This is a genomic window from Streptomyces sp. T028, assembly GCF_048159505.1.
GTDB lineage: Bacteria > Actinomycetota > Actinomycetes > Streptomycetales > Streptomycetaceae > Streptomyces.
Genome location: NZ_JBLRVZ010000052.1, coordinates 90,287 through 114,458, shown reverse-complemented (window position 1 = coordinate 114,458; position 24,172 = coordinate 90,287). Strand labels below are relative to the sequence as shown.

The window sequence follows — 24,172 nt, the reverse complement described above, 5'->3', positions numbered from 1 at the left end:
GGCGGCCGCTCGGAGCCCAACATAACCGCACAGCAACAACCATTGACAAGTGTCCGGGATGTTTCTCTACTGTGAACGCTCACAGAGCACAGCACGGCCGAGCATGGCCGGCCTGCTGATCCAACGCCTTCACTTCAGGCCCAGGCCCCTTGAAGGCCCTCGTCAGGGGAGAACACCCATGCAGTTCACGATGCGCCGCCGCCTCGTGGCCACGTCCATCGCCGTCGCCCTCGGTGCCACCACTCTCGCCGCCTGCAGCTCCGACTCCGACGACAAGGGCTCCGCCGACTCCGGCCCGGTCTCCCTGACCTACTGGGCCTGGGCTCCGGGCATGGACAAGGTCACCGCGATCTGGAACAAGGAGCACCCCGACATCCAGGTCACGGTGAAGAAGCAGGCCTCCGGCGACGAGCTGGTCACCAAGATCATCACGGCGGCCAAGGCCAAGAAGGCGCCCGACCTGGTGCAGGCCGAGTACCAGGCGCTCCCCACCCTGGTCAGCAACGACGTTCTCGCCGACATCACGGACGAGGTGAAGGACGCCGAGGACAAGTTCGCCTCCGGCATCTGGCAGATGGTGACCCTCGGCACGGACAGCGCCTACGCGATCCCCCAGGACTCCGGGCCGCTGATGTTCTACTACCGCGAGGACCTCTTCAAGAAGTACGGCCTGACCGTCCCCACCACCTGGGAGGAGTTCGCGGACACCGCTCGCGCGCTCAAGAAGAAGGACTCCTCGAAGGCGCTCACCACGTTCTCCGCCAACGACTCCGGTCTCTTCGCGGGCCTCGCCCAGCAGGCCGGCGCGAAGTGGTGGACCACCGAGGGCCAGAAGTGGAAGGTCGCCATCGACGACGACGCCACCAAGAAGGTCGCCGACTTCTGGGGCGGTCTGGTCGAGGAGGGCGCCATAGACAACCAGCCGATGTACACCCCGGCCTGGAACAAGGCGCTCAACACCGGCAAGCAGATCGCCTGGGTCAGTGCCGTCTGGGCGCCCGGCGTTCTGACCACCGCCGCCCCCGACACCGCCGGCAAGTGGGCGATGGCCCCGCTGCCGCAGTGGAGCGCGGGTGAGAGCGCCACCGGCAGCTGGGGCGGCTCCTCCACCGGCATCACCAACGACTCCAAGCACAAGGAGGCCGCGGCCGAGTTCGCCACCTGGCTGAACACCGACGAGGAGGCCCTCGCCGCGATGGTGAAGGAGGGCGGCATCTACCCGGCCGCCACCGCCGCCCAGACCGGTAGCGCCCTGTCCGAGGCGCCGGCCTTCTTCTCGAACCAGCCGGACTTCTACACCAAGGCCGCCGAGATCGCGAAGACCACCGCGCCGTCCGCCTGGGGCCCGAACGTCAACGTCGCGTACACGACGTTCAAGGACGCCTTCGGCAAGGCCGCCAAGGCCAAGAGCAAGGCCGAGTTCGGCACCGCGCTGACCGCCATGCAGGACGACACCGTCGCCGACATGAAGAAGCAGGGCTTCGAGGTCTCCGAGTGATGTCAGGTACCACCCAGAACACCGGCAAGGTGGCGCACGGCTCCGGCCGTGCGCCCCGCGCCCGCACCCACAGCGGGCGCGTGCGGCGTGCCCCGTACGCCTTCCTCTTCCCCGCCGTCGTCCTGTTCCTGCTGTTCTTCGTCCTGCCCATCGGGTACGCGATCTACCTCAGCCTCCGCAAGGTCGAGGTCAAGGGCCTGGGCCTGGGGTCCGGCGCCCGCAGCGAGGTGTGGACGGGTCTGTCCAACTACACCGCCGCCCTCTCCGACTCCGAACTGCTCAACGGCGCCCTGCGCGTCCTCGGTTACGGCGCCATCGTCGTCCCCGTGATGCTCGGCTCCGCCCTGCTCTTCGCGCTCATGCTGGACACCGACCGGGTGCGGCTCACCTCCTTCACCCGGCTGGCGATCTTCCTGCCCTACGCCATCCCCGGCGTGATCGCGGCCCTGCTGTGGGGCTTCCTGTACCTGCCGAGCGTCAGCCCCTTCTACTTCCTGCTCGACAAGACGGGTCTGCCGGAGCCCAACCTGCTGGACGGTGGACCGCTGTTCATCGCCCTGTCGAACATCGCGATCTGGGGCGGCACCGGCTTCAACATGATCGTCATCTACACCTCGCTCAGGGCCATCCCGGCCGAGGTGTACGAGGCGGCGAAGCTGGACGGCTGCTCCCAGCTGCAGACCGCGCTGCGGATCAAGATCCCGATGGTGGCACCCTCCCTGGTGCTCACCTTCTTCTTCTCGATCATCGCGACGCTTCAGGTGTTCGCCGAGCCGATGACCCTCAAACCGATGACCAACGCCATCTCCACCACCTGGAGTCCGCTGATGAAGGTGTACCAGGACGCCTTCGGCAACAACGACATCTACGCGGCCTCCGCCCAAGCCGTGATCATCGCCGTCGCCACCCTGGTCCTGTCCTTCGGATTCCTGCGCATCGCGAACGCCCGCTCCAAGCAGGAGGAAGCCCGATGAGTTCTCTTGCCGTCCGGAAGGCCGCCCCGGCGGCCGGCACCACACCCGGCACCGCCCAGGGCCCGCCACTGCGCCGCCGTATCGCTTTCGTCCCCACGCTCGTCCTGCTGGCCGGAGCCGCGTACTGCCTCCTGCCGGTCGCCTGGGTGGTCATGGCCGCCACCAAGTCGGGCAAGGAGCTGTTCTCCACCTTCACCCTCCTGCCAGGCACCGGTTTCACCCAGAACGTCGCCGATCTGACCGCCTACCGCGACGGCATCTACTGGCAGTGGATGGGCAACTCGGCCCTGTACGCGGGGCTGGGCGCGCTGCTGTCGACCGCGGTCTCCGCCGTCTCCGGCTACGCCCTCGCCGTCTACCGCTTCCGCGGACGCGAGACCGTCTTCAACATCCTGCTGGCCGGCGTTCTGATGCCGCCCGTCATCCTCGCCATCCCGCAGTACCTGCTGATGGCCAAGGCGGACCTGACGGATTCCTACGCCTCCGTGCTGCTGCCGCTGGTCCTCTCCCCGTACGGGGTCTACCTGGGTCGTATCTACGCAGCCGCGGCCGTACCGTCCGACGTGGTGGAAGCGGGACGGATGGACGGGGCCGGTGAGTGGCGGATCTTCATGCGGATCGGGCTGCCGATGATGGTGCCCGGACTGGTGACGATCTTCCTCTTCCAGTTCGTGGCGATCTGGAACAACTTCCTGTTGCCGTACATCATGCTGAGCGACGACGAGAAGTTCCCCATGACACTGGGCCTGTTCACCCTGCTCAACCAGGGCAACAGCCAGCCGTCGCTCTACACGCTGGTCATCACCGGCGCGCTGCTGGCGATCGCCCCGCTCATCGCCCTGTTCCTGGTCATCCAGCGTTTCTGGAGCCTCGACCTGCTCTCCGGGGCCGTAAAGTCATGACCATGGGTAACACGGGGGGCCGACGGAAACCGCCGACCATTCACGACGTGGCACGGGTGGCGGGAGTCTCCCGGGGCACTGTGTCGCGCGTGCTCAACGGCGGTCACTACGTCAGCCCGGCGGCGCAGGAAGCTGTCAACGCGGCGATCCGCAAGACGGGTTACGTCGTGAACCGGCACGCCCGCTCGCTGATCACCGGGCGCTCGGACTCGATCGGCTTCCTGCTGACGGAACCGCAGGAGAAACTCTTCGAGGACCCCAACTTCAACGTCCTCCTGCGGTGTTGCACCCAGGCCCTGGCCGCGCACGACATCCCGCTGCTGCTGATGCTGGCCGGCACGCAGGACGAGCGACGCCGGATCATGCGGTACATCACCGCGGGCCATGTCGACGGCGTGCTGCTGGTGTCCAGCCACTCCGGGGACCCGGTCGCCGAGGAGCTGCGCGAGGCGGGCGTGCCGCTCGTCCAGTGCGGCAAGCCCATGGGGACCGGCTCCAAGGTGAGTTACGTGGCGGCCGACGACCGCGACGGCGCCCGTGACATGGTGCGCCACCTGCTGTCGCTGGGCCGCCGCCGCATCGGTGTGGTGACCGGCGCGCTGGACCTGCCGGGCGGTGTCGACCGTCTCGCCGGGTACAAGGAGGTGCTCACGGAGGCGGGCATCGAGATCGACGAGCGGCTCATCGTCTCCGGCGACTACAGCCGGGCCAGCGGTGAGGCGGGCGCCGAACGGCTGCTGGCGCAGGCCCCGGACATGGACGCCGTGTTCGTGGCCTCCGACCTGATGGCACAGGGCGCTATGACGGCGCTGCACCGGGCGGGGCGCCGGGTCCCCGAGGACGTGGCCGTGGGCGGCTTCGACGACTCCACCGCGGCGACGGAGGCCACCCCCGCCCTCACCACGATTCGCCAGCCCTACGACCGCATCAGCAGCGAGATGGTGCGCGTCCTCCTCGCGCAGATAGGCGGCGAGGACCCGGCGGCGGTGATCCTGCCGACGGAGCTGGTCAAGCGGGACTCCACGTGAATCGATGTGAATCGATGTGAATCGATGTGAATCGATGTGAGGGGACGGGGCCGGTCGTGACGACCGGCCCCGTTTTCGTCCGGGCCTTTCGGTCGGGTTCGGTCAGGATCGGAGAAGCGGTCTCCCCCTCCCCCGCCCTAGCGTGAAACCACCGACGGAATCCCGTCGGGGCCACGCGCAAGCAGGGAGTGACCTGACCATGACCACCACCGGAGTTCAGACGATCATCTACCCCGTCAAGGACGCCGACCGGGCGAAGGCCCTGTTCAGCGCGCTGCTGGAGGTCGAGCCGTACGCCGACGAGCCCTACTACGTCGGTTTCAAGGCCGCCGGCCAGGACGTCGGCCTCAACCCGAACGGCCATGCCCAGGGCCTGACCGGACCGGTCCCCTACTGGCACGTCTCCGACATCCGGGCGCGGCTCGCGGCCGTGGTGGAGGCGGGGGCCGAGGTGCTCCAGGACATCCAGGATGTCGGCAACGGCCGGCTCATCGCCTCCGTGAAGGACCCGGACGGCAACCTGGTCGGACTGCTCCAGGACCCGTCGTAGGAATCGCCGTAGGGCCCCTGGCGGGAAACTGCTTGCACCCGCACTAGTTGCACAGTCAACAAATACCGGAAATGGTGTTACGGTGCGGGTATGGCAGTGAAGACGGCCGGGGCGGGCCTCGAGGAGCGGTGGCGGGACATCCTGTCGGTGCACGCGCGCACGATGTGCGAGATCGACCGCGCGCTGCACCCGCACGGCCTCGGAGCGAGCGACTTCGAGGTGCTCGACATCCTCGCCGCCGAGGCGCCCCGGCAGGACGACCAGTGCCGGGTGCAGGACCTCGTCGGCCGGGTGCACCTCAGCCAGAGCGCCCTGTCCCGTCTCATCGGCCGACTGGAGAAGGACGGCCTGGTGGAACGGGCCGTGTGCATGGAGGACCGGCGCGGGGTGTACGTCGCCCTCACCCGCAAGGGCCGTGACCTGCACTCCGAGGTGCTGCCGCTGCAGCGGGCGGTGCTGGAGCGGATGCTCGGGAGCTCCTGAACAGGGTGTTGGTGACGCGGGTCAGCGGGCGAGCAGGGTGCGTACCCCCTCGGAGGTGAGCGTCAGCGGGTGGTCACCGGCCGCGTCGATGGCGAGTGACAGGTCCTCGGCGGGCCACTGCGCGGCGAGCGCGCCGAGGGGCACCAGGCGGTAGCGCTCGATGCCGGGCAGCAGTCCCGCCATCTCGGGTTCGGACGTGAACACCGGGACGACGGGCGCGCCGCCGGGGTTCTCCAGCACCGGCAGGGCCACACGGCCCGGGTCGGTGGCGTCCTCGTCGGTGGCGTCGTCGGGTATCGGCACCAGGACGTCGCAGTGCGCGAGCGTGTCCAGGGCCACGGTGTCCCCGGTGTCCCGGGACAGCGCGTCCAGGGCCCACCGGGCGGGGTCGGCGTTGTGGTCGTGGGCGGGCGTCTCCATGACGGTTCCCCTCGTCGCGGCGGTCGTACGGCCCGCTCCCGAAGGCATACTCCGGGGCGGTCCGGCCTCGCGTACCCGATCGTGCGGGGATCATTCACGGTATGACCACGCTGTTGCCGCAAAGGGCCAGGGCCGGGGCCGTCAGGGCGGCCCCGGCTCCCGGGGTCAGTTCACGCGCCGACCTCCGCGACGCGTAAGCCCTCGCTGCGTATGCACCGCTGGATCATCGCCGCGGCGGCGCGTACATGGGGCGACACGCGTCTCGGCTGGACCACGTCCAGCGGGCCCACCACGCCGACGGCGGCCACGACCGCGCCGCGGCTGTCGCGCACGGGTACCGCGAAGCCCGCCCGGTCGGGGGTGAGCGTGCCCTGGACGGCGGCGCAGCCCTCCCGGCGGACTCTGGCGAGGCACTGCTGGAGTGCGGCGCCACTGGTGATGGTGGCGGGGGTGTAGGAACGCAGGGGGCCCGCGCACACCTCGTTCTGCAGGGCGGCGCCGGCGTGGGCGAGCAGGACCTGTCCCACGGCGGAGGCATGCAGCGGGACCCGGCGGCCGGCGTCGCCGTAGCCGGTGAAGGCGTCCGGGTCGTTGGAAACGAAGGTGAGGCAGACGCTTTCCATCCCGTCGCGGATGGCGATGGTCGCCGCGGCCGAGGTCTGCCCGTGCAGGGTGACCAGATGGGGCTGGGCGGCCTCGAGGACCGCCGAGGAGCGCGGCGCAAGCACGGCCGTCTCCCACAGGCGCAGTCCGATGCTGTATCCGCCGTCGGCGCACCGTTCCAGCGCGCCCCAGCCGTGCAGCTTGTTGACGATGCGGTGGACGGTCGCGACGGGCAGACCGGATCGCCGGCTGATGTCGCTGAGCGTCAGAGTGCGGTTGTCCCGGTCGAAGGCGCCGAGGATGCTGAGCGTCCGGTCCACGACGGAGCGTTCCGGAGCAGCGGAGTGGGGGGTGGTCATCCCGTTCAGAGTCCCTTCACCTTCAGGTTCATGGCGCGTGTTGACACGTGCGCGCACGCGAACGTGCACACATGAGCACCAGAAGTGATCTGGCATCGGGCGACCACATCTATCATTGAACCCTCAAGTGGCCAGTGAAAGGTCGATTCCGGAACGTTCATGGTCGATTTCGCATCGTTACCGATCCCCGTCGTGCCCTACCGGCCCGTCTGCCGACCCGGTCTCGGTGTTGCGGCGCTGAGCCTGAGGGAAGTTCTCACCTTCGCGTCACGGAGGTTCCTCGCCACCCCGCACCGGCTGGCGTTCCATCAGATCATGCTGGTCAAAGAGGGTACGGCGACCTACTCGGCGGACTCCACCCACTTCGAGTGCGCCCCGGGCACCCTGGTGTGGACCCGGCCCAACCAGGTGATCCAGTTCTATCCGTCGGACGGGATGGACGCCGAGATCCTCATGTTCACCGAGGCGTTCCCGTTGCAGATGGGAGCGCACATGGGGATGCTCGACGATGTGCTGCGGCCCACGCACTGGCAGCTGCGCGACGGTGAACTCACCGCGTTCCAGCGGGTCCTGAGCCTCCTTCAGGAGGAGTTCCTACGGCCCGACCAGGGTCTTGGCGAGGAGTTGCTGAAGCATCTGCTCGCCGTCGTCCTGCTCCACGTCGACCAGATGTGCCGCCGGCGGCACGCGGACAGCGCCGCCCTCACCGGTGACAACGGCGACCTGTTCCTGCGCTTCCGCCGCGAACTGGACCAGTCCTACCACTCCACCCGGCTGGTCGAGGACTACGCGTCCGCCCTCAACTGCAGTACGCGCGCGCTGGCCCGGGCCTGCCGTGAGGTCGCGGGCACCTCCACCAAGGACCTGATCGACGCCCGGGTCGCGCTGGAGGCGCGCCGGCTCCTGGTCCACACCGATCTGCCGATCAGCGCCATCGCCCGGCAACTCGGCTTCTCCGAGGTGACCAACTTCGGCAAGTTCTTCATACGCCGGGTGAACATGACACCCGGCGCGTTCCGGCGTGACTCAAAAGTGGGCAATAAGCAGTAACGGCCGGGACGTCCGATACTTCACCCGCTCGTCACCCATTCCTTCACAGTGACTCCATTGGGTCTACGCCTGTAAACCTCGATTTCTTTCCACTCTTCGGAAGAGCGGTTGTTCAAGATTCCGAAGACTGGCAAGACTGTGCCTTGCGTGCTTCGGGCGGCCACTCCGAAGTCACCCCGGGACCTGCGAAGACGCAGGTCTGCACCATTGAGCACCACCGGACGACCGACGACATGCCGACCGACATGCCGACCGTTGCTCGCAGCCGTGTTCCACGGCGCACACCAGAAAGCGAAGACAGCTCAATCCCCCCGTATTGAGGCCCGGCCGGCCTTCCGGCCGCCATTCGCGGCCTGTGTCCGGCGCCCGGACGAGAAATCCGGCCGGTTCCCCACGCGCACACCGCGGAACGCCGTCGACGCACGCCCCGAACCGTGCGCCGCGCCGACGCCGCCCGGGCACGACGGGCGCGGAACCACCATCCTCCACCCCCAGGAAGGACGTCCCAACCATGCCCGCAGTCACCGCTCAGGAAGCCGAGAACTGGCTCATCGAGAAGATCGCCCACCGCCTCGGTGTGGCCACCGCCGAGGTCTCACGCGAGGTGTACTTCGACGAGCTGGACCTCGACTCGACCGAAGCCCTGATCCTGGCCGGCGAGTTGGAGAACTGGCTCGGCTTCGAACTGAGCACGACGACGCTCTGGTACCACCCGACGGTCAAGGACCTGGCCGTCTACCTGGCCGAGGAGAGCGCTCAGCGTGCGGCCGCCGCGTGACACCCGCCCGCCGGTAGCCCGCGTCCTGAGGATCCCCGCACCCGGCCGGCCCACGGTGTTCGTCGTCCACCCCGGAGCGCTCGCGCCCCAGGTCTACGAGGGTCTGGCGCAGGCGCTGCCGCAGGGCGACGGGCTGACCGTGCTGGACCTCGGCGCGGTACCCGACTACGCGGACGCGGCGCTGACCGGCGGCCGGGCCGCCACCACCGTGGAGGCGCTCGCCGAGCGGCTCCTCGCCGCGCTGGGCCCGGTGCCGGAGGGGCCGTACACGCTTGCCGGATGGTCCTTCGGCGGGACGCTGGCGCTGGCCATGACCCACGCACTGCCCTCGGGACAGCGACGCCCCGAGCGCCTGGTGCTGCTCGACAGCATCGCGGCCACCGAGGCCTACCAGCAGCCCGACGACGCCCTCGAACCCGCCCTCCTGCTGGGGTGGTTCGCCATGTACCTCGGGGCAAAGCGGGGACGCCCGGTCCCACTCGCCCCCGGCGCGCTCGACGGGCACGGTGTCGACGAGGGCCTCCCCGTCGTCCTGGACGCGGCCGTCGCCGCCGGAGCCCTCCTCCCGGACACTCCGCTGCCGGGACTGCGCAAGCTCTACGACACGTACGTGGACGGGCTGCTGCGCAACAACCGGCTCACCGCACCGCACCGGCCGGCCCCCGCGCCGCTGCCGCTGGTGCTGGTGAAGGCCGAGCGCAGCCTGATCCCGGACGACGAGACGCTGGGCTGGCTGCCGCTCGCCCCGCACGGACTGACCGTGCACCCCTGCCCCGGCGACCACTACACCATGCTCGGCCGCCCCGACGCCCTCGCCGTGATCGCCCAACTGCTGTACGCCGTCTGACCGTTCGGCCCGCTTCCGCTCACCTCAGCCTGTTTCCCCCCACCGCACGTGCGTCATCTTCAGGGCCCCCGACCGACCGGGGCCGACCCCACCGGCCCCGCCGTCCGACCAAGAGAGCCTCGCCGTGAACGCTTCACACCCCCCGTCCGACCTCGACCGCCGGCTGGCCCGGGATCCCATCGCGATCGTCGGCCTGTCCGCCCTCTACCCCAAGTCGCGTGATCTGCGCGAGTTCTGGGCGAACGTGGTCTCCGCGGCCGACTGCATCGAGGACGTCCCCACGACCCACTGGGACGTGTCGGAGCACTACGACCCCGACCCCACCGCGCCCGACAAGACGTACTCCCGGCGGGGCGGCTTCATCCCCACCGTCGACTTCAACCCCCTCGAGTTCGGTCTGCCGCCTAACACCCTCGAAGTCACCGACGTGCTCCAGCTGTTGAGCCTGGTGGTGGCCCGAGACGTCCTCAAGGACGCGGGCGCCGAACAGAGTTGGTACGACGCCTCCCGCACCGGCGTGGTGCTCGGGGTGACCGGCGCCAACCAGCTCACACAGCCGCTGACCGCCCGGCTGCAGACCCCCGTCCTGAAGGAGGTCGTGCGCTCCTGCGGGCTCTCCGACCAGGACGCGGACGAGATCGCGGAGAAGTTCAAACTGGCCTTCGCGCCCTGGGAGGAGAACTCCTTCCCCGGCATGCTGGGCAATGTCGTCGCGGGCCGGATCGCCAACCGTCTCGACCTCGGCGGCACCAACATGACCGTCGACGCGGCGTGCGCCAGCTCGCTGGGCGCGGTGAAGGCCGCGGTCAGCGACCTGCTGGAGCGGCGCTCCGACACGATGCTGGTGGGCGGCTGCGACGCCGAGAACACCATCTTCATGTACCTGTGCTTCAGCAAGACCCCGGCCTTCTCCAAGGCCGGCCGGATCCGCCCCTTCGACGGGGACGCCGACGGCACCCTCATCGGCGAGGGCATCGGCATGCTGGCGCTGCGCCGCCTCGCCGACGCCGAGCGGGACGGCAACCGGATCTACGCGGTGCTGCGCGGTATCGGTTCGTCGAGCGACGGCCGGTTCAAGTCCATCTACGCCCCGCGCAAGGAGGGGCAGATGGCCGCGCTGCGGCGGGCGTACGAGGACGCCGACGTCTCCCCCGGCTCGATCGAGCTGTTCGAGGCGCACGGCACCGGTACGGCGGTCGGTGAGGCGACCGAGCTGTCCGCGCTCACGGCGGTGGTGTCGGAGTACACGAAGGAGCGGCAGTTCGCCGCGGTCGGCAGTGTGAAGTCGCAGATCGGCCACACCAAGGCGGCCGCGGGCGCGGCCGGCATGATCAAGCTGGCGCTGGCCCTGCACCACAGGCTGCTGCCGCCCACCATCAACGTGGACACGCCGAACCCGGCCATCGACTGGGCGGAGAGCCCCTTCTACGTCAGCGGACGGGCCCGCCCGTGGATCCGCGACCCTCACAGGCCCGAGCGGCGGGCGGCCGTCTCGGCGTTCGGCTTCGGCGGCACCAACTTCCATCTCGTGCTCCAGGAGCACGGCGACGGGGACGACCTGAAGGTCATGTTCCCCGTGAGCCGGGTTTATGTCTGGCATGAACCTGACATGAGCAGGCTGGTGCGTGCCCTCGACGGCGGCGCCGAGCCGCGCACCGAACCCGCTCCGGCCGGCCACCCCCGGCTCGCCCTCGTCGCCCGCACCGACGCCGAACTGGCCGAGCTGCGCGCCCTCGCGACGGCCGAGCTCAGGGCCAAGCCCGACGCCGAGTCCTGGTCGCACCCCAAGGGCGTCTACTTCCGCCGCTCCGCCGCCCCCACCGGCAAGGTGGGCGCGCTCTTCGCGGGCCAGGGCAGCCAGTACGTCGAGCCCGGCCGCACCGCCGTCCTCGCCCTGCCCCCGTTGCGGGCGGCCTTCGACCGGGCCAACGCGGCCTTCGAGGACCACGAACTCCCGCTGTCCCGCGTCGCGTTCCCGCCGCCCGCCTTCGACGAGGCGACCCGCAAGGCGTACGAGACCGAGCTGCGCCGCACCGAGTACGCCCAGCCCGCGATCGGCGCCCTCGCGGCCGGCCATCACCGGTATCTCAGCGAACTGGGCTTCGCCGCCGACGGGTTCCTCGGCCACAGCTTCGGCGAACTGGCCGCCCTGTGGGCCGCCGGCGCGATCGACGACGACACGTACTTCGCGCTCGCCCGGGCCCGCGGCGCCGCCATGGCCCCGCCCGCCGACCCCGGTTTCGACGCCGGGGCGATGGCCGCGGTCACCGCCTCCCAGGAGCAGGTGGCTCAACTGCTTGCCCAGCACCCGGAGTTGAGGCTGTGCAACCTCAACGCCCCCGACCAGGTGGTGGTCGGCGGAGCCACCGACGCCGTGGAGCGGCTCGTGGCGGCGGCCGGCGCGGCGGGAGTGCGCGCGGTACGGCTGCCGGTGTCGGCGGCGTTCCACACGCCGTTCGTCGAGCACGCCGTGGAGGCGTTCGGGCGGCGCGTGGCCGACGCGGAGATCCGTGAGCCGCAGCGGCCCGTGTACGCCAACTCGCCCGGTGCCTCGTACGGTTCGGACGTCGAGGCCAACCGGCGGACCCTGGTCGACCAGCTCGTCAAGCCGGTGCTGTTCGCCGAGCGGGTCGAGGAGATGTACGCGGCGGGCTTCCGGACGTTCGTCGAGTTCGGCCCGAAGGGTGTGCTGACCCAGCTGGTCCGCCGCGTCCTCGGCGAGCGCGAGCACTTCGCGGTGCAGCTCGACCCGGGCTCCAAGGGTGACGCCGAGTTCACTCTGAAGCGGGCGGTGGCCCAGCTCATCGTGCTGGGGCTGCCGTTGACGACGGGCGACCCCTATGTGGCGGACGCGCCGGTCGTCGAGCCCGCGAAGGGCATGACCGTGCCGCTGAACGGCATCAACCATGTGCCGCAGGCGCGGAGGGCGGCGTACCGCGAGGCGCTGGAGAACGGCTACCGGGTCGGTGCGCCGCAGGCCGCCTCCTCGGTGGCCGAACCCGCGGCGGTGGCGATGCCCGTGGCCGACCCGCCGTCCGTTCCGGTGCCCGCCGCGACCGCTGTCGCCGTACGTCCCGCCGTGCCGGAGGCGATGCCGGCGGTGCCGTCCGTCCCCGTAGACGTCCTGGAGAGCGAGCTCGTGGAAGAAGAACGCCAGACACCCGCCCCCGGCAGCGACCGGCTGTCCGAGTTGATCGCCGATCACCTGGCCCTGCACGACGACTACCTCAACGGTCAGCTGTCCAGCGCTCAGCGGCTGATGGGGATCCTGGAGCGGGCCGAGGAGCAGGGCCGGGTCGACACGGTGTTCCCGGGTGTGGCCACCGTCAAGGAGCACGGGCTGGCCATCGGGCGCACGCATCTGCGGGCCAACGAGATCCTGCGGGACCTGGCCGCGATGGAGCTGGGCGCGGCGGCACCGACCGCCGCACCGGCGGTGGCTCCGGCCGCTCCCGTGGCGGACGTGGTGCCCACCGCGCCGGCCGTCCCGCCCGCTCCGGCGGCTCTCGCCATCGAGCCGCCCGCCCCGGCCCGCCCGCAGGCGCCCGCGGTGACGGAAACCCCCGCGCCAGCCAAGGCTCCCGAACCGCTGTCGTCGTCCGGGGCCTCGTCCGCCGACGTCGAGGCCGCACTGCTCGGGATCGTGTCGGAGAAGACCGGCTATCCGGCGGAAATGCTCGAGCTCGGGATGGACCTGGAGGCGGACTTGGGCATCGACTCCATCAAGCGCGTCGAGATCATGGGCGTCCTCCAGGAACGCTTCCCCTCCCCCACCCCCGTCGGCCCCGAACACCTCGCCGAACTCCGCACCCTCAGCGAGATCGTCGGCTTCGTGCTGAGCCTGGGCGGGACGACCGCCCGTCCGAAGTCCTCGGCCACCGCGACCGTCAGGGCCACGGCGACGCTCGCCGCGCCGACCCCGGTCGTCCGCACCGAGGACGTGGCCGCCGCGTTGCTCGGCATCGTCTCGGAGAAGACCGGCTACCCGGCCGAGACGCTCGACCTGGCCATGGACGTCGAGGCGGACCTCGGCATCGACTCCATCAAACGCGTCGAGATCATGGGCGTCCTCCAGGAACGCTTCCCCTCCCCCACCCCCGTCGGCCCCGAACACCTCGCCGAACTGCGCACCCTCAACGAGATCGTCGGCTTCGTCCTGGAACTGCGTGGCCCGCAGACCGCTCCCGCGCCCCCGGCCGTCCCGTCCGCACCCACGGCGTCGACCGACGACGTACGCGGCGCCCTCCTCGACATCGTCTCCACCAAGACCGGCTACCCCGCCGAGATGCTCGACCTCTCCATGGACATCGAGGCGGACCTCGGCATCGACTCCATCAAACGCGTCGAGATCATGGGCGTCCTCCAGGAACGCTTCCCCTCCCCCACCCCCGTCGGCCCCGAACACCTCGCCGAACTGCGGACGCTGGGCGACATCGTCGGGTTCGTGACGGGGCTCTCCGGCGGTGCGGGCGAGGAGCGGCGTGCTCCTGAGCCCACCGCGGTCGAACCGGCCGTCGGCTGCGAGGCTCCGGTCGCCGCCGCGCTCGGCCGGGGTCAGGCCGTGCTGGTGGACCTGCCCGTGCCGGACCGGCTCGTGGGGGCCTGTCCGCAGGGTGCGGCGGCGCTGGTCGTCGACGACGGCAGTGCGGTCGCCGAGGCCACGGCGGGCCGACTCGTCGCCGCCGGCTGGCAGGTGCGGGTGCTCCGGCTGCCCGGTGTGCCGCAGCGCATCGCCGGCGGTGCCGACGGCGCGCTCACCGGCTGGGGCGCCACCGAACTCGTTTCGCGAATAGAGGAGTTGGGTGCGGAACGGCTGCACCTCGTCCTCGGCTTCGCCGCCGCCGAGGATCTCGGCTGGGCCGAAGGCGTGCGCAGGCTCGCGCACACCCTGCTGATCGCCAAACAGGTGGTGGGCCCGCTGACGGCCGCCGCCGCGACGGGGCGGCGGGCCGCGTTCGTCACGGTGACCCGGCTGGACGGGGCCTTCGGTCTCGGTGGGGTGAGTGAGGACGCGGTGCCCGCCGGTGGCGTCGGCGGTCTGGTGAAGACCCTGGCGGTGGAGGCGCCCGAGCTCTTCTGCCGGGCCGTGGACCTGTCGCCCGCGCTCGGTGCGGTGGAGGCCGCCGAACTGGTGCTGCACGAGGTGTGCGACGCCGCGGCCGGACCGGTGCAGGTGGGCCGGGACGGGGTGCGCCGGGTCGCGCTGACCCTGGGTGAGGAGCCGGCCGCACCGAGCCTGGACGCCGTACCGCTCACCTCCGACGATCTGCTGGTCGTCACCGGTGGCGGACGCGGGATCACCGCCCGCTGCGTCGAGGCCCTCGCCGCCGCGCACCGTCCGGGGCTGCTGCTCCTCGGCCGTACGGCCCTGGGCGAGGAGCCGGAGTGGGCGCGCGGGCTTGCCGACCCGGCCGCGCTGAAGGCCGCCGCGGTCGAGCAGTTGAAGCGGACCGGTGAGAAGCCGACCCCCAAGCGGGTCGAGCAGCTCTACCAGGGGGTCGTCGGCGAGCGGGAGGTGCGGAAGACCCTCGCGGCGATCCGGGCCGCGGGCAGCGCGGTCGAGTACCTGGCGGTGGACATCACCGACGCCGCCGCGACCTCCGCCGCGCTGGCGCCGTACCGGGAGCGGATCACCGGTCTGGTGCACGGGGCCGGGGTCCTCGCGGACCAGCTGATCTCCGCCAAGAAGGCGGCCGAGATCGAGCGGGTGTTCTCCGTGAAGCTGGGTGGGCTGCGCTCGGTCGTCGCCGCCCTGCCGGCCGAACGGCTGCGGCACGTCGTGCTGTTCTCCTCGGTCGCCGGGTTCTTCGGCAACCGCGGCCAGTCGGACTACGCGATGGCCAACGAGGTCCTCAACTCCTGGGCGGCCGCCTGGAAGCGCGGCCGTCCGCAGGCCCATGTGACCTCCCTCAACTGGGGCGCCTGGGACAGCGGCATGGTGTCGCCGCAGATCAAGGCGGTCTTCGAGGAGCGCGGCATCGCGCTGATCCCGGTCGACACCGGAACCCGGATGTTCGCCGAGCAGTTCGCGGCCGAGCGGGCCGGTGACGTGGTCACGGTCCTCGGGCCGACCACGCCCCTGTCCGAGCCGGAGAGCTCCGCACCGTCGGCGCCGGTCGTCATGGAGCGGGACCTGGCCTCCCTCGTCGCCGAGCCGCTCGTCGCCGACCATGTGATCGGGGACGCGCCGGTGCTGCCCGCGGCGGCGGCCCTCGGCTGGGCGGCGGGTGCCGTCGAGCGGCTCACCGGCCACGCGGTGGCGGAGATCCGTGACTTCGCGGTCCACAAGGGTGTCGTCTTCGACGGCGACCTCGACGGCAGCAGGTTCCAGCTCTCCGTCGACCCGACCCCCGACGGCGCGGAGGCCGATGTCGCGATCCGCTCGGTCGACGCCTCCGGCACGGTCCGCCCGCACTACGCGGCGCGGGTGCTCCTCGGCGGAGCCGCCCGGCCCGAGCCGGAGCGCCTGACCGGACTGCCCGCCCTGGGCGGCGGCAGCGACGCGCAGGCCTTCTACACCGACGGCACCCTCTTCCACGGCGAGTCGCTGCGCGGTCTGCGCCGGGTGCTCCAGGACGGCGAGTCACGGCTGGTCGTCGAGTGCGCCCTGCCCGAACACCGCACCGCGGGCGGCGCGTTCGCCGGTGAGCGGTACGCGCCGGGCACCGCCGACCTGCTGCTCCAGGCGGGGCTGGTGTGGATGCGCCGCCACCGTGACACGGCGAGCCTGCCGATGTCGGTGGCGCGGGCCGACCTGTACGAGGCGCTGCCGGACGGTGAGCCGTTCGTCGTGGTGGTGGAGCCGGTCTCGGCGAACGGTACGACGGCCACGGTCGACGTGTCGGCGTGCGCGCCGGACGGCAGGGTCCTGCTCCGGTTCGCCGGACTGTCCCTCGTGTCCACCCCGCAGCTGGCCGCCAAGTTCGCCGGCCGCTGAGCCGACGTCCGGACCGGTGGGCCCGGCGGTGGGCATCCTGTGCCCCCGCCGGGCCCCCGGAACCCTGGAGGGATCTGACTTCCATGAGCAAGTTCGCGATCGTCGGGGTCTCGTGTCTGTTCCCCGACGCCTGGACGCCCGAGCAGTTCCGGCAGAATCTGCGCGCCGGCGTCGACAGCCGGCGGGACGGCGGCGAGGAGGTCTTCGGGGCGCCGCTCGACGAGCGTGACCTCGACTCCCGGCACCGCATCACCTCCCGTCGCGGCGGGTTCGTCACCGGCTTCGAGTTCGACCCCACCGGCTACCGGCTGGACGCCGGATACCTCGCGGGGCTGGACCGGATCTTCCACTGGTCGATCCACGCCGCCCGGGAGGCACTGCGGGACTGCGGCCTCGACGCCCGCCCCGAGACGCTGGCCCGCACCGGTCTGGTGATGGGCAACTACTCCTTCCCCACGCCCACTTCGGCCGAGGTCAGTGTGCCGCTGGCGCAGGAGGCCGTGCTGGCCGGGCTGCGCCGCGCGGGCCTGCCCGAGCTCACTGCGGGCTCTCTGATCGACCGTCGGGCGATCGTGCCCGAGAACCTGCGGGTGAGCGGTTCGCCCGCCGCGGTCACCGCCGCCGCACTCGGTCTCGGCGGCCCCCGCTACTGCCTCGACGCGGCCTGCTCGTCGGCGCTGTACGCGCTGAGCCTGGCCTGCGGCCACCTCGCCTCGGGCCAGGCGGACCTCGTGCTGGCGGGCGGGGTCTGCGCCCCCGATCCGACGCTGATCCACCTGTCGTTCTCCGATCTGCACGCCTATCCGGAGGACGGGTTCAGCCAGCCCTTCGACAGCCGCTCCGGCGGGATCGTCACCGGCCAGGGCGCCGGCATGGTCGCGGTGAAGCGGCTGGCGGACGCCCTGCGCGACGGCGACCGCGTCCACGCCGTGATCGACGGCATCGGGCTGTCCAACGACGGTGCCGGACGCCACCCGCTCGTCCCCCGCAAGAGCGGCCAGCTGGACGCCCTGGCCCGCGCCTACGCGGACGCCGGGGTGGACCCGGCCGACATCGACTACCTGGAGTGCCACGCCACCGGCACGCCCATCGGGGACGCCACGGAGGCGGAGTCCGTCGCGGAGTTCTTCGGCGCGCGCGGCAGGGTGCCGCTGCTCGGGTCGGTCAAGGGCAACATCGGGCATCTGCTGACGGTGGCCGGTCTGAGCAGTCTGCTCAAGGTCGTGCTGGCCATGGCCGACGGCACGATCCCGCCGACCGTCGGCGTGGAGCAGCCGATCGCCACCCCGGACGGCGCAGTGGTCGAGCAGGCGCTCGTACGCTCGGCGCGGGCGTGGCCCGAAGGGCCGGGTCCGCGTCGGGCGGCGGTCTCCGCGTTCGGCTTCGGCGGGACCAACGCGCACGTCGTGCTCTCCTCGGCGCCCGCGACGGCCGACGACACCGAGCCCGCCGTACTCCCCGCCCTGGACGTGGTCGGACTCGGCGCGCACTTCGGCTCGCTGGAGACCCTGGACGCCTTCGAAGGCGCCGTCCACCGGGGCGAACACGATCTGCGGCCCCTGCCCGAGCGGCGGTGGCGCGGCCTGGACCGCACCGACGGCGGCACCCTGGAGGCGGCCGGTCTCACCGACGGCGCGCCGCACGGGGCGTTCGTCGACGGCGTCGGGGTCGACCCCGTCCAGCTCCGGGTCCCGCCCTCCGACCTGCGCATCTACAACCCGCAGCACGCGCTGATGACCAAGGTCGCCGACGAGGCGCTGCGGGACGCCGGCTACCGGCTCGGCACCGGCGCGCGCGACACCCCCGATCCGCGCCGGGTGGCCGTGGTGGTGGTGACCGAGCTGGAGCCGTACTCGCACGCCCGGCTGAGCCGGTACGGGCTCGGCGCCTTCCTGCGCCGCGAGTTCGACAGGGCGGGCGTGTCGCTGACGGAGGAGCAGCGGGCGGCGCTCGCCGGGGTGTCCCGGGACGCCGTCGTGGACCCGATCGGCGCCAACGAGGTCCTCAGCTACATCGGCAACGTGATGGCCGGGCGGATCTCCTCCCGGTGGAACCTGACCGGCCCGTCGTTCACCCTGTCCGCCGACGGCGCGGGCACCGCGGAGGCGCTGGAGGTCGCGCGGCTGCTGCTGCTCGACCCGGACCTGGAGGCGGTGCTGGTCGGCGCCGTCGACCTGGCCGGCTCGGCGGAGAACCTGCTGGCGGGGCCCGGTCTCGCGGCGGAGGCGGGGCTGTCCTTCGGGGACGGCGCCCGTGGCCGTCGTATCGGCGAGGGCGCCGGCGCCCTGGTCGTCACCCGCGAGGACGCCGCCCGCGGCCGGGTGTACGCCCGGATCGGCGGGATCGCCGTACGGCATGCCCCGGCGACGGGCCGGCTGCCCGGTGCGGCCGCCGGGCAGCTGGCCGAGGCCGCGCGTGCGGCCCTGGCCGAGGCGCGTGTCACCGCCGCGGACGTGGGCTGTCTGGAGGCCCACGCGGCGGGCACCGAGGACGCGGACCGGTCCGAGATCACCGCTCTCTCGGAGGTCTACGGAACGAACGGCGACTGCCGGGAGGACACCGGCACCACCGCCCTGGGCAGCGTGACGGCGCAGATCGGCGACGCAGGCTGCGCGGGCGGCATGGCCGGTCTGATCCGGGCCGTGCTGTGCGTACGGCACGCGTATCTGCCCGGCACGCCCGGCTGGAAGCGCCCCGCCGCCGACCTCGCCGACGCCTTCGCCGCCTCCGCGCTCTACGTCCCCGACGGCTCGCGCCCCTGGCTGCGGGAGGAGACGGGCGGCCGTCGCCACGCCGCCGTGAACATGGTGGGCGCGGGCGGCTCCCACGCCCATGTGGTCCTGTCCTCCGTGTCGGCCGCCGAGCGCCCCCGCCGTACGGCCGACTGGTACCGCGCCGGGGGTCCGGTGCTGCTGGTCCTGGGCGCGGGGACGCCCGAGGGGCTGGTCGTCGAGGCCGAGCGGTACCGCGCGCTGCTCGACGACGGCGCCGACCCGCGCGTGCTCGCGCGGCAGGCGGCCGCCGAGTCGGGCGGCAAGCGGCTGCGGGCCGTCCTGGTCGGCAAGGACCGCGCCGGGCTCCTGAAGCAACTGGAGCTCGCGGCAAGGGACGTGCCTGCGGCGCACGCCGAGGGCCGGGAGTGGGCCACTCCGGCCGGTTCCTTCTTCACCCCCCGGCCCCTCGCCCCGGACGGACGCGTCGCGCTGGTCTTTCCCGGGGCCTTCAACAGCTATCCGGGACTCGGCGCGGATCTCTTCCGGGCCTTCCCCGCACTGCTCGACCGCTTCGAGGACCAGGCCGCCGAGCCGGCCCGCATGCTGCGCGCCGCCCAGCTGTATCCCCGTACGCGGGAGGCGCTCACCCGTCGCGACCTGATGACGCTGGAGGAACGCCTCGGCGACGACGTGCCGTTCATGCTCGCCACCGGCACCAGCTTCGCGATCCTCTACACCGCGCTGGTGCGGGACGTGCTGGGCGTCACCGCGCACGGCGGCCTCGGCTACAGCCTGGGCGAGTCCAGCATGCTGTTCGCGACCGAGGGCTGGGACCCGGCCGGCCGCAGCGACGCGCTGATCAGCGACAGCCCGGTCTTCCAGGACCGGCTGTGCGGCCCTCGGCGCACGGTGCGCGACCTGTGGGGTCTGTCCGACGACGTCCCCGACGAGCGGGTGTGGGCCTCCCACGTCCTGCTCTCCCCCGCCGAGCCGGTGCGCGAGGCGCTGACCCGTTACGACCGCGTCCATCTCACCCACGTCAACACACCGCAGGAACTGGTGATCGCCGGTGATCCGGCCCAGTGCCGGGCGCTGATCGAGGAACTCGGCTGCCGCGCGGCCCGCTCCCCGGTCAACGTGGTCATGCACTGCCCGGTGGTGGACGCCGAGTTCGACGGCCTGGCCCGGCTGAACGACTATCCCCTCGGTTCCTTCGGGGACCTGGAGCTGTTCAGCGCGTACGACTATCTGCCGCTGCCCGCCGAACGGCTCGGCGAGTCACCGCGGCGCATCGCGACGACCCTGCGCTCGACGATCGACTTCCCGCGTCTGGTACACGCGGCGTACGAGCGCGGCTACCGCTACTTCATCGAGGTGGGCCCGGGCGCCACCTGCTCCCGGTGGATCCGGGAGACGCTCGGAGACGCACCGCACGTGGCCGCCTGCGTGGACCGCCGCGGTGTCCCGGCGACGACACCCCTCGCCCACCTCGTGGCCCGGCTGGCCGGGCACGGGCTGCCGGTGGATCTGACCGCCCTGCTGGGCACGGCTCCGGCCACGGATCCCGTCGGCCAGACCGCCGCCCGCCGCATGCCCCTGATCCGGGTCGGCCAGGGCGAGCCCATCCCGGACCGGATCGCCCGCGAGGCGGCCGCCGTCCTGGCCGCCGGACCCGCCGAACACGCCTCCGGACAGGTCCTGGCCGGCGGGCGCGCCGCACACTCCGCCGGTCCGGTCCCGAGCGGCGCGCACGCCGAACACTCCGCCAGGCAGAGTCCGAGCGGCGCGCACGCCGAGCACTCCGCCACGGGCGCCTTGGCCGGCCGACCCACCGGGCGGTCCGCCGTGGCTGGCCCGGCACATGAGACGGCATCAGCCGCCCGACGCCCCCGGCCGACCGCCACGGACCACCCGGCTCACGCCACGGCGCCTGTCGTGGCCGCCCGGCAGACCACCGCAGCCCACGCGGCCTCCGCCACGACCGCAACCCCGCCCCACGCGACCCCCGCCACCACCGCAACCCCGGCCCACCGGCGCCCCGAACCGACCATCGCGCACCCCGCAGCCCGTACGACATCGGCGGCGCCGCCCGCCGAACCCGCTCGGTCCGCCGATCCCGCCGCAGCCGTACCCGTCCCCGTCCCCGTTCTGTCCGTCCCGCCGGAGGAGCCCCCCGCCATGCCCGCCGACCCGACGCTCGAGGTCTCCGAGGTGATCGCCTTCGACGGCGATGCCCTCACGGTCCTTCCCTGGGGCAGCCCGCAGCCACCGGCGGCCGACGCCCCGGCCGCGCCCGCCACGTCCACCACCGCCCCGGCCACGGCGCCCTCCGTCCCCCCACAGCCGTCCGCCCCGCCCCTGGCCGTCCCGGGCCGTCGGGCCGCCTCCGACCTGGTGCGGGAGCTGCGCCAGGAGATGCTCGCCGCGCACGGTGTCGTCATGGAGACCCACCGGGTGCTCCAGTCGGCGACCCTGGACCGCGCCGAGGCCCTGCTCGACACGCCGTCCGCCGGCACCCCGGCCCCCGCCCGGCCCGCGGTGCAGCCGCGCCCGGCGGTCACACCCCCGACACCGGCCCCCGCCCTCCCCGCACCCCCGGCCGAGGTCCACGAGGGCGTGGTCTGGGACGAGGCCGACCTGCTGGAGTTCGCGACCGGTTCCGTCGCCAAGGTGTTCGGCGCCGAGTTCGCCGAGATCGACACCTTCGGCGCCCGCGTCCGGCTCCCCGCACCGCCGTACCACTTCGTCACCCGCGTCACCGAACTCGACGCGAAACCCGGGGTGTTGGAACCCTCCCGCATCACCACCGAGTACGACGTGCCCGAGGACGCCTGGTACGCCGTGGACGGCGGGGTGCCGCCCGCGGTGACCGTGGAGTCCGGGCAGTGCGACCTGCTGCTGGTCAGCTATCTGGGCATCGACTTCCGCAACAGGGGCGAGCGGGTCTACCGGCTGCTCGACAGCTCGCTGATCTTCCGCGGCGGGCTGCCCAGGACCGGGCAGACGCTCCGCTACGAGATCTCCATCGACCGGTTCGTCCACCAGGGCGACACAACGATCTTCTTCTTCAGCTACGACTGCTACGCCGACGACGAGCTGATCCTCGAACTCCGGGACGCCTGCGCCGGGTTCTTCAGCAAGCAGGAGCTGGACACCCCGCTCGGTGTCGTCATCAGCGACAAGGACAGGGCCCGGCGGGCGGCGCTCCCCAAGGGCACCTTCAAGCCGCTGGCCTACGCCCGCAAGCATCAACTCAACGCCTCCGACCTGGAGTTGCTCGCCCAGGGCAAGCCCGGTGAGGTCTTCGGTCCCGACCACGCCCAGGACCCGGGCATCAACCCGGCGCTGCGCCTGCCCGACGAGCGGCTGCGGATGGTGGACGAGGTGACCATCGACCGCAAGGGCGGGCCGTGCGAGCTGGGCTCGATCAGCGCGGTCAAGCGCCTTCGGCCGGACGGCTGGTACTTCACCTGCCACTTCCCGGACGACCCGGTGCTCGCCGGCTCCCTGATCGCCGAGGGCGCGGTCCAGCTGCTGCAGATCTACCTGATGCACCAGGGCATGCACCTCACGCTGCCGGACGCGCGGTTCCAGACGGTGACCGACCGGCGGATCGACGTCCAGGTGCGCGGCCAGGTCACCCCGAAGGACGCCGAGATCCGCTACGAGGTGGAGGTCACCGAGCTGACGCTGCTGCCGCGGCCCACGGTGATCGCGGACGTCCTGATCCACCTCGGGGACAAGCCGGTGGTCCGGATGCAGAACCTGGGCCTGCAGATCGTGGAGAAGCCCGGCACCCCGTACCGGCCGGAGACCGGCGGCATCCCGGAGTTCCTCGGGCGCCGCAACCGTTCCGGCGAGGCCGCCATGATCAACGAGCTGCACCTCGCCCACTCCGCCAAGGGCCTGCTGGACATGGCGATGGGCCCCGAGTTCGAGATCTACCGGGATCACCGGGCGCCCTACATCCCGGGCGGGGACTTCCAGTTCGTCGACCGGGTCATGTCGCTCACCGGCACCCGCGGCGATCTGAGCCCGGGTTCGGAGATGGTCACCGAGTACGACTCGCCGGACGACGCCTGGTACTACGGCCAGAACTCCTCGCCGTACATGCCGAACTGCGTGTACATGGAGAGCTCGCTGCAGGCCGCGATCTTCCTCGGCTACTACCTCGGGTCCACGCTCCGCGAGCCGGACGAGGAGTACGCCATCCGCAACCTCGACGGCCGGGCCACCCTGGTCAAGGACATCGACCTGCGCGGCAAGACGGTCCGCCACCACTCCAGGCTGCTCATGACGAGCGTCGTCTCCGGCGCGGTGCTGCAGAACTTCTCGTACGAACTCTCCGCGGACGGCGAGGTGTTCTACACCGGCGAGTCGCTCTTCGGGTACTTCAACGCGGCGGCCCTGTCCAACCAGGTGGGCCTCGACAGCGGCACCTACGTCCAGCCGTGGATCGAGGCGGAGCAGCCGGCGGCGGAGCGCGTCCGGCGGATCGAGCTGGGCGGCGGAGAGGCACCCGCCTTCCGGGACCCCGCAGGTGGTGAACTGCGGCTGCCCGGCGGCCGGTTCGACCTGGTGGACCGGGTCGACCTGGTCGCGGACGGCGGCCGGCACGGCGCGGGCTATCTGCACGGCCACCGCAGCATCCGCCCCGACGAGTGGTACTTCGACTGCCACTTCCACCGCGACCCGGTGATGCCCGGCTCGCTCGGTGTCGAGGCGGTGCTGCAGGCGCTGCGCCTGTTCGTGCTGGAGCGGAACCTCGCCGAGGGCATGACCCGGCCGCGCTTCGCCATGGCCACGGATGTCGAGATGAAGTGGAAGTACCGGGGCCAGATCCTGCGCGACGACCGCGAGTTGTTCTTCGACGTGCACGTCAAGGAGGTCCGCGAGGAGGCGGACCGGCTGCTGCTGATCGCCGACGCCGACCTGTGGAAGCCGGGCCTGCGCATCTACGAACTCACCGACGTGGCCATCGAAGTCCGCACCGACACCGCCTGACGTACGGCACAGCCGAGGAGATTTG

At 71.8% G+C, this 24,172-nt stretch carries 13 protein-coding genes; 11 read left to right on the top strand and 2 right to left on the bottom strand.

The window, feature by feature from the left end; genetic code table 11:
• Positions 1 to 178 precede the first annotated feature (178 nt).
• The 6 genes from ACLZN2_RS41115 (at position 179) to ACLZN2_RS41090 (ending at position 5,435) form a co-directional block, all read left to right on the top strand.
• On the top strand, positions 179 to 1,498 hold the full coding sequence (locus tag ACLZN2_RS41115) for an ABC transporter substrate-binding protein (RefSeq protein WP_416984814.1): 1,320 nt from the start codon (positions 179 to 181) through the stop codon (positions 1,496 to 1,498).
• Complete coding sequence (locus ACLZN2_RS41110) at positions 1,498 to 2,472, top strand: carbohydrate ABC transporter permease (protein WP_416984813.1); 975 nt, start codon at positions 1,498 to 1,500, stop codon at positions 2,470 to 2,472. The genes ACLZN2_RS41115 and ACLZN2_RS41110 overlap by 1 nt, the downstream gene beginning before the upstream one ends.
• Positions 2,469 to 3,374 (top strand): carbohydrate ABC transporter permease, encoded by a 906-nt coding sequence (locus tag ACLZN2_RS41105; RefSeq protein WP_416984811.1) that lies wholly within the window; start codon positions 2,469 to 2,471, stop codon positions 3,372 to 3,374. The genes ACLZN2_RS41110 and ACLZN2_RS41105 overlap by 4 nt, the downstream gene beginning before the upstream one ends.
• A complete protein-coding gene (locus ACLZN2_RS41100) occupies positions 3,371 to 4,402 on the top strand; it encodes a LacI family DNA-binding transcriptional regulator (RefSeq protein WP_416984808.1) in 1,032 nt (343 codons plus the stop codon). The genes ACLZN2_RS41105 and ACLZN2_RS41100 overlap by 4 nt, the downstream gene beginning before the upstream one ends.
• A 199-nt stretch (positions 4,403 to 4,601) precedes the next feature.
• Positions 4,602 to 4,952 carry a VOC family protein gene (locus ACLZN2_RS41095; RefSeq protein ID WP_416984807.1) on the top strand — a complete coding sequence of 117 codons (351 nt, stop codon included), beginning with the start codon at positions 4,602 to 4,604 and terminating at the stop codon, positions 4,950 to 4,952.
• A gap of 90 nt (positions 4,953 to 5,042) precedes the next feature.
• Entirely contained in the window at positions 5,043 to 5,435 is a 393-nt protein-coding gene (locus ACLZN2_RS41090; RefSeq protein WP_416984806.1) for a MarR family winged helix-turn-helix transcriptional regulator, read from the top strand.
• Positions 5,436 to 5,456: 21 nt separating this feature from the next.
• Here the strand turns inward: ACLZN2_RS41090 and ACLZN2_RS41085 are convergent, their stop codons facing one another.
• Both ACLZN2_RS41085 and ACLZN2_RS41080 read right to left on the bottom strand, forming a co-directional pair.
• The gene (locus tag ACLZN2_RS41085) at positions 5,457 to 5,855 is read right to left on the bottom strand and encodes an SseB family protein (RefSeq protein ID WP_416984804.1); all 399 of its coding nucleotides are present in this window, start codon (positions 5,853 to 5,855) and stop codon (positions 5,457 to 5,459) included.
• A 170-nt stretch (positions 5,856 to 6,025) separates the two neighbouring features.
• Complete coding sequence (locus ACLZN2_RS41080; RefSeq protein ID WP_416984802.1) at positions 6,026 to 6,817, bottom strand: IclR family transcriptional regulator; 792 nt, start codon at positions 6,815 to 6,817, stop codon at positions 6,026 to 6,028.
• Positions 6,818 to 6,976: 159 nt separating this feature from the next.
• Here ACLZN2_RS41080 and ACLZN2_RS41075 point away from each other — a divergent pair, with 159 nt between their 5' ends.
• From ACLZN2_RS41075 to ACLZN2_RS41055, 5 genes are all read left to right on the top strand, one after another.
• A complete protein-coding gene (locus ACLZN2_RS41075; protein WP_416984801.1) occupies positions 6,977 to 7,867 on the top strand; it encodes an AraC family transcriptional regulator in 891 nt (296 codons plus the stop codon).
• 511 nt (positions 7,868 to 8,378) lie between these two features.
• Positions 8,379 to 8,645 (top strand): acyl carrier protein, encoded by a 267-nt coding sequence (locus tag ACLZN2_RS41070; RefSeq protein WP_416984799.1) that lies wholly within the window; start codon positions 8,379 to 8,381, stop codon positions 8,643 to 8,645.
• Positions 8,629 to 9,492, top strand: coding sequence for a thioesterase domain-containing protein (locus ACLZN2_RS41065; RefSeq protein ID WP_416984797.1), 864 nt, complete (start codon positions 8,629 to 8,631; stop codon positions 9,490 to 9,492). Before ACLZN2_RS41070 ends, ACLZN2_RS41065 begins: the two co-directional genes overlap by 17 nt.
• 124 nt (positions 9,493 to 9,616) lie before the next feature.
• Entirely contained in the window at positions 9,617 to 16,429 is a 6,813-nt protein-coding gene (locus tag ACLZN2_RS41060) for an SDR family NAD(P)-dependent oxidoreductase (RefSeq protein WP_416984796.1), read from the top strand.
• An 83-nt stretch (positions 16,430 to 16,512) separates the two neighbouring features.
• A complete protein-coding gene (locus ACLZN2_RS41055; RefSeq protein ID WP_416984794.1) occupies positions 16,513 to 24,147 on the top strand; it encodes a beta-ketoacyl synthase N-terminal-like domain-containing protein in 7,635 nt (2,544 codons plus the stop codon).
• Positions 24,148 to 24,172: the final 25 nt, after the last annotated feature.

Coding starts and splice junctions, on each gene's coding strand:
- ACLZN2_RS41115 (WP_416984814.1), top strand. CDS start 179: ATGCAGTTCACGATGCGCCGCCGCCTCGTGGCCACGTCCATCGCCGTC.
- ACLZN2_RS41110 (WP_416984813.1), top strand. CDS start 1,498: ATGTCAGGTACCACCCAGAACACCGGCAAGGTGGCGCACGGCTCCGGC.
- ACLZN2_RS41105 (WP_416984811.1), top strand. CDS start 2,469: ATGAGTTCTCTTGCCGTCCGGAAGGCCGCCCCGGCGGCCGGCACCACA.
- ACLZN2_RS41100 (WP_416984808.1), top strand. CDS start 3,371: ATGACCATGGGTAACACGGGGGGCCGACGGAAACCGCCGACCATTCAC.
- ACLZN2_RS41095 (WP_416984807.1), top strand. CDS start 4,602: ATGACCACCACCGGAGTTCAGACGATCATCTACCCCGTCAAGGACGCC.
- ACLZN2_RS41090 (WP_416984806.1), top strand. CDS start 5,043: ATGGCAGTGAAGACGGCCGGGGCGGGCCTCGAGGAGCGGTGGCGGGAC.
- ACLZN2_RS41085 (WP_416984804.1), bottom strand. CDS start 5,855: ATGGAGACGCCCGCCCACGACCACAACGCCGACCCCGCCCGGTGGGCC.
- ACLZN2_RS41080 (WP_416984802.1), bottom strand. CDS start 6,817: ATGACCACCCCCCACTCCGCTGCTCCGGAACGCTCCGTCGTGGACCGG.
- ACLZN2_RS41075 (WP_416984801.1), top strand. CDS start 6,977: ATGGTCGATTTCGCATCGTTACCGATCCCCGTCGTGCCCTACCGGCCC.
- ACLZN2_RS41070 (WP_416984799.1), top strand. CDS start 8,379: ATGCCCGCAGTCACCGCTCAGGAAGCCGAGAACTGGCTCATCGAGAAG.
- ACLZN2_RS41055 (WP_416984794.1), top strand. CDS start 16,513: ATGAGCAAGTTCGCGATCGTCGGGGTCTCGTGTCTGTTCCCCGACGCC.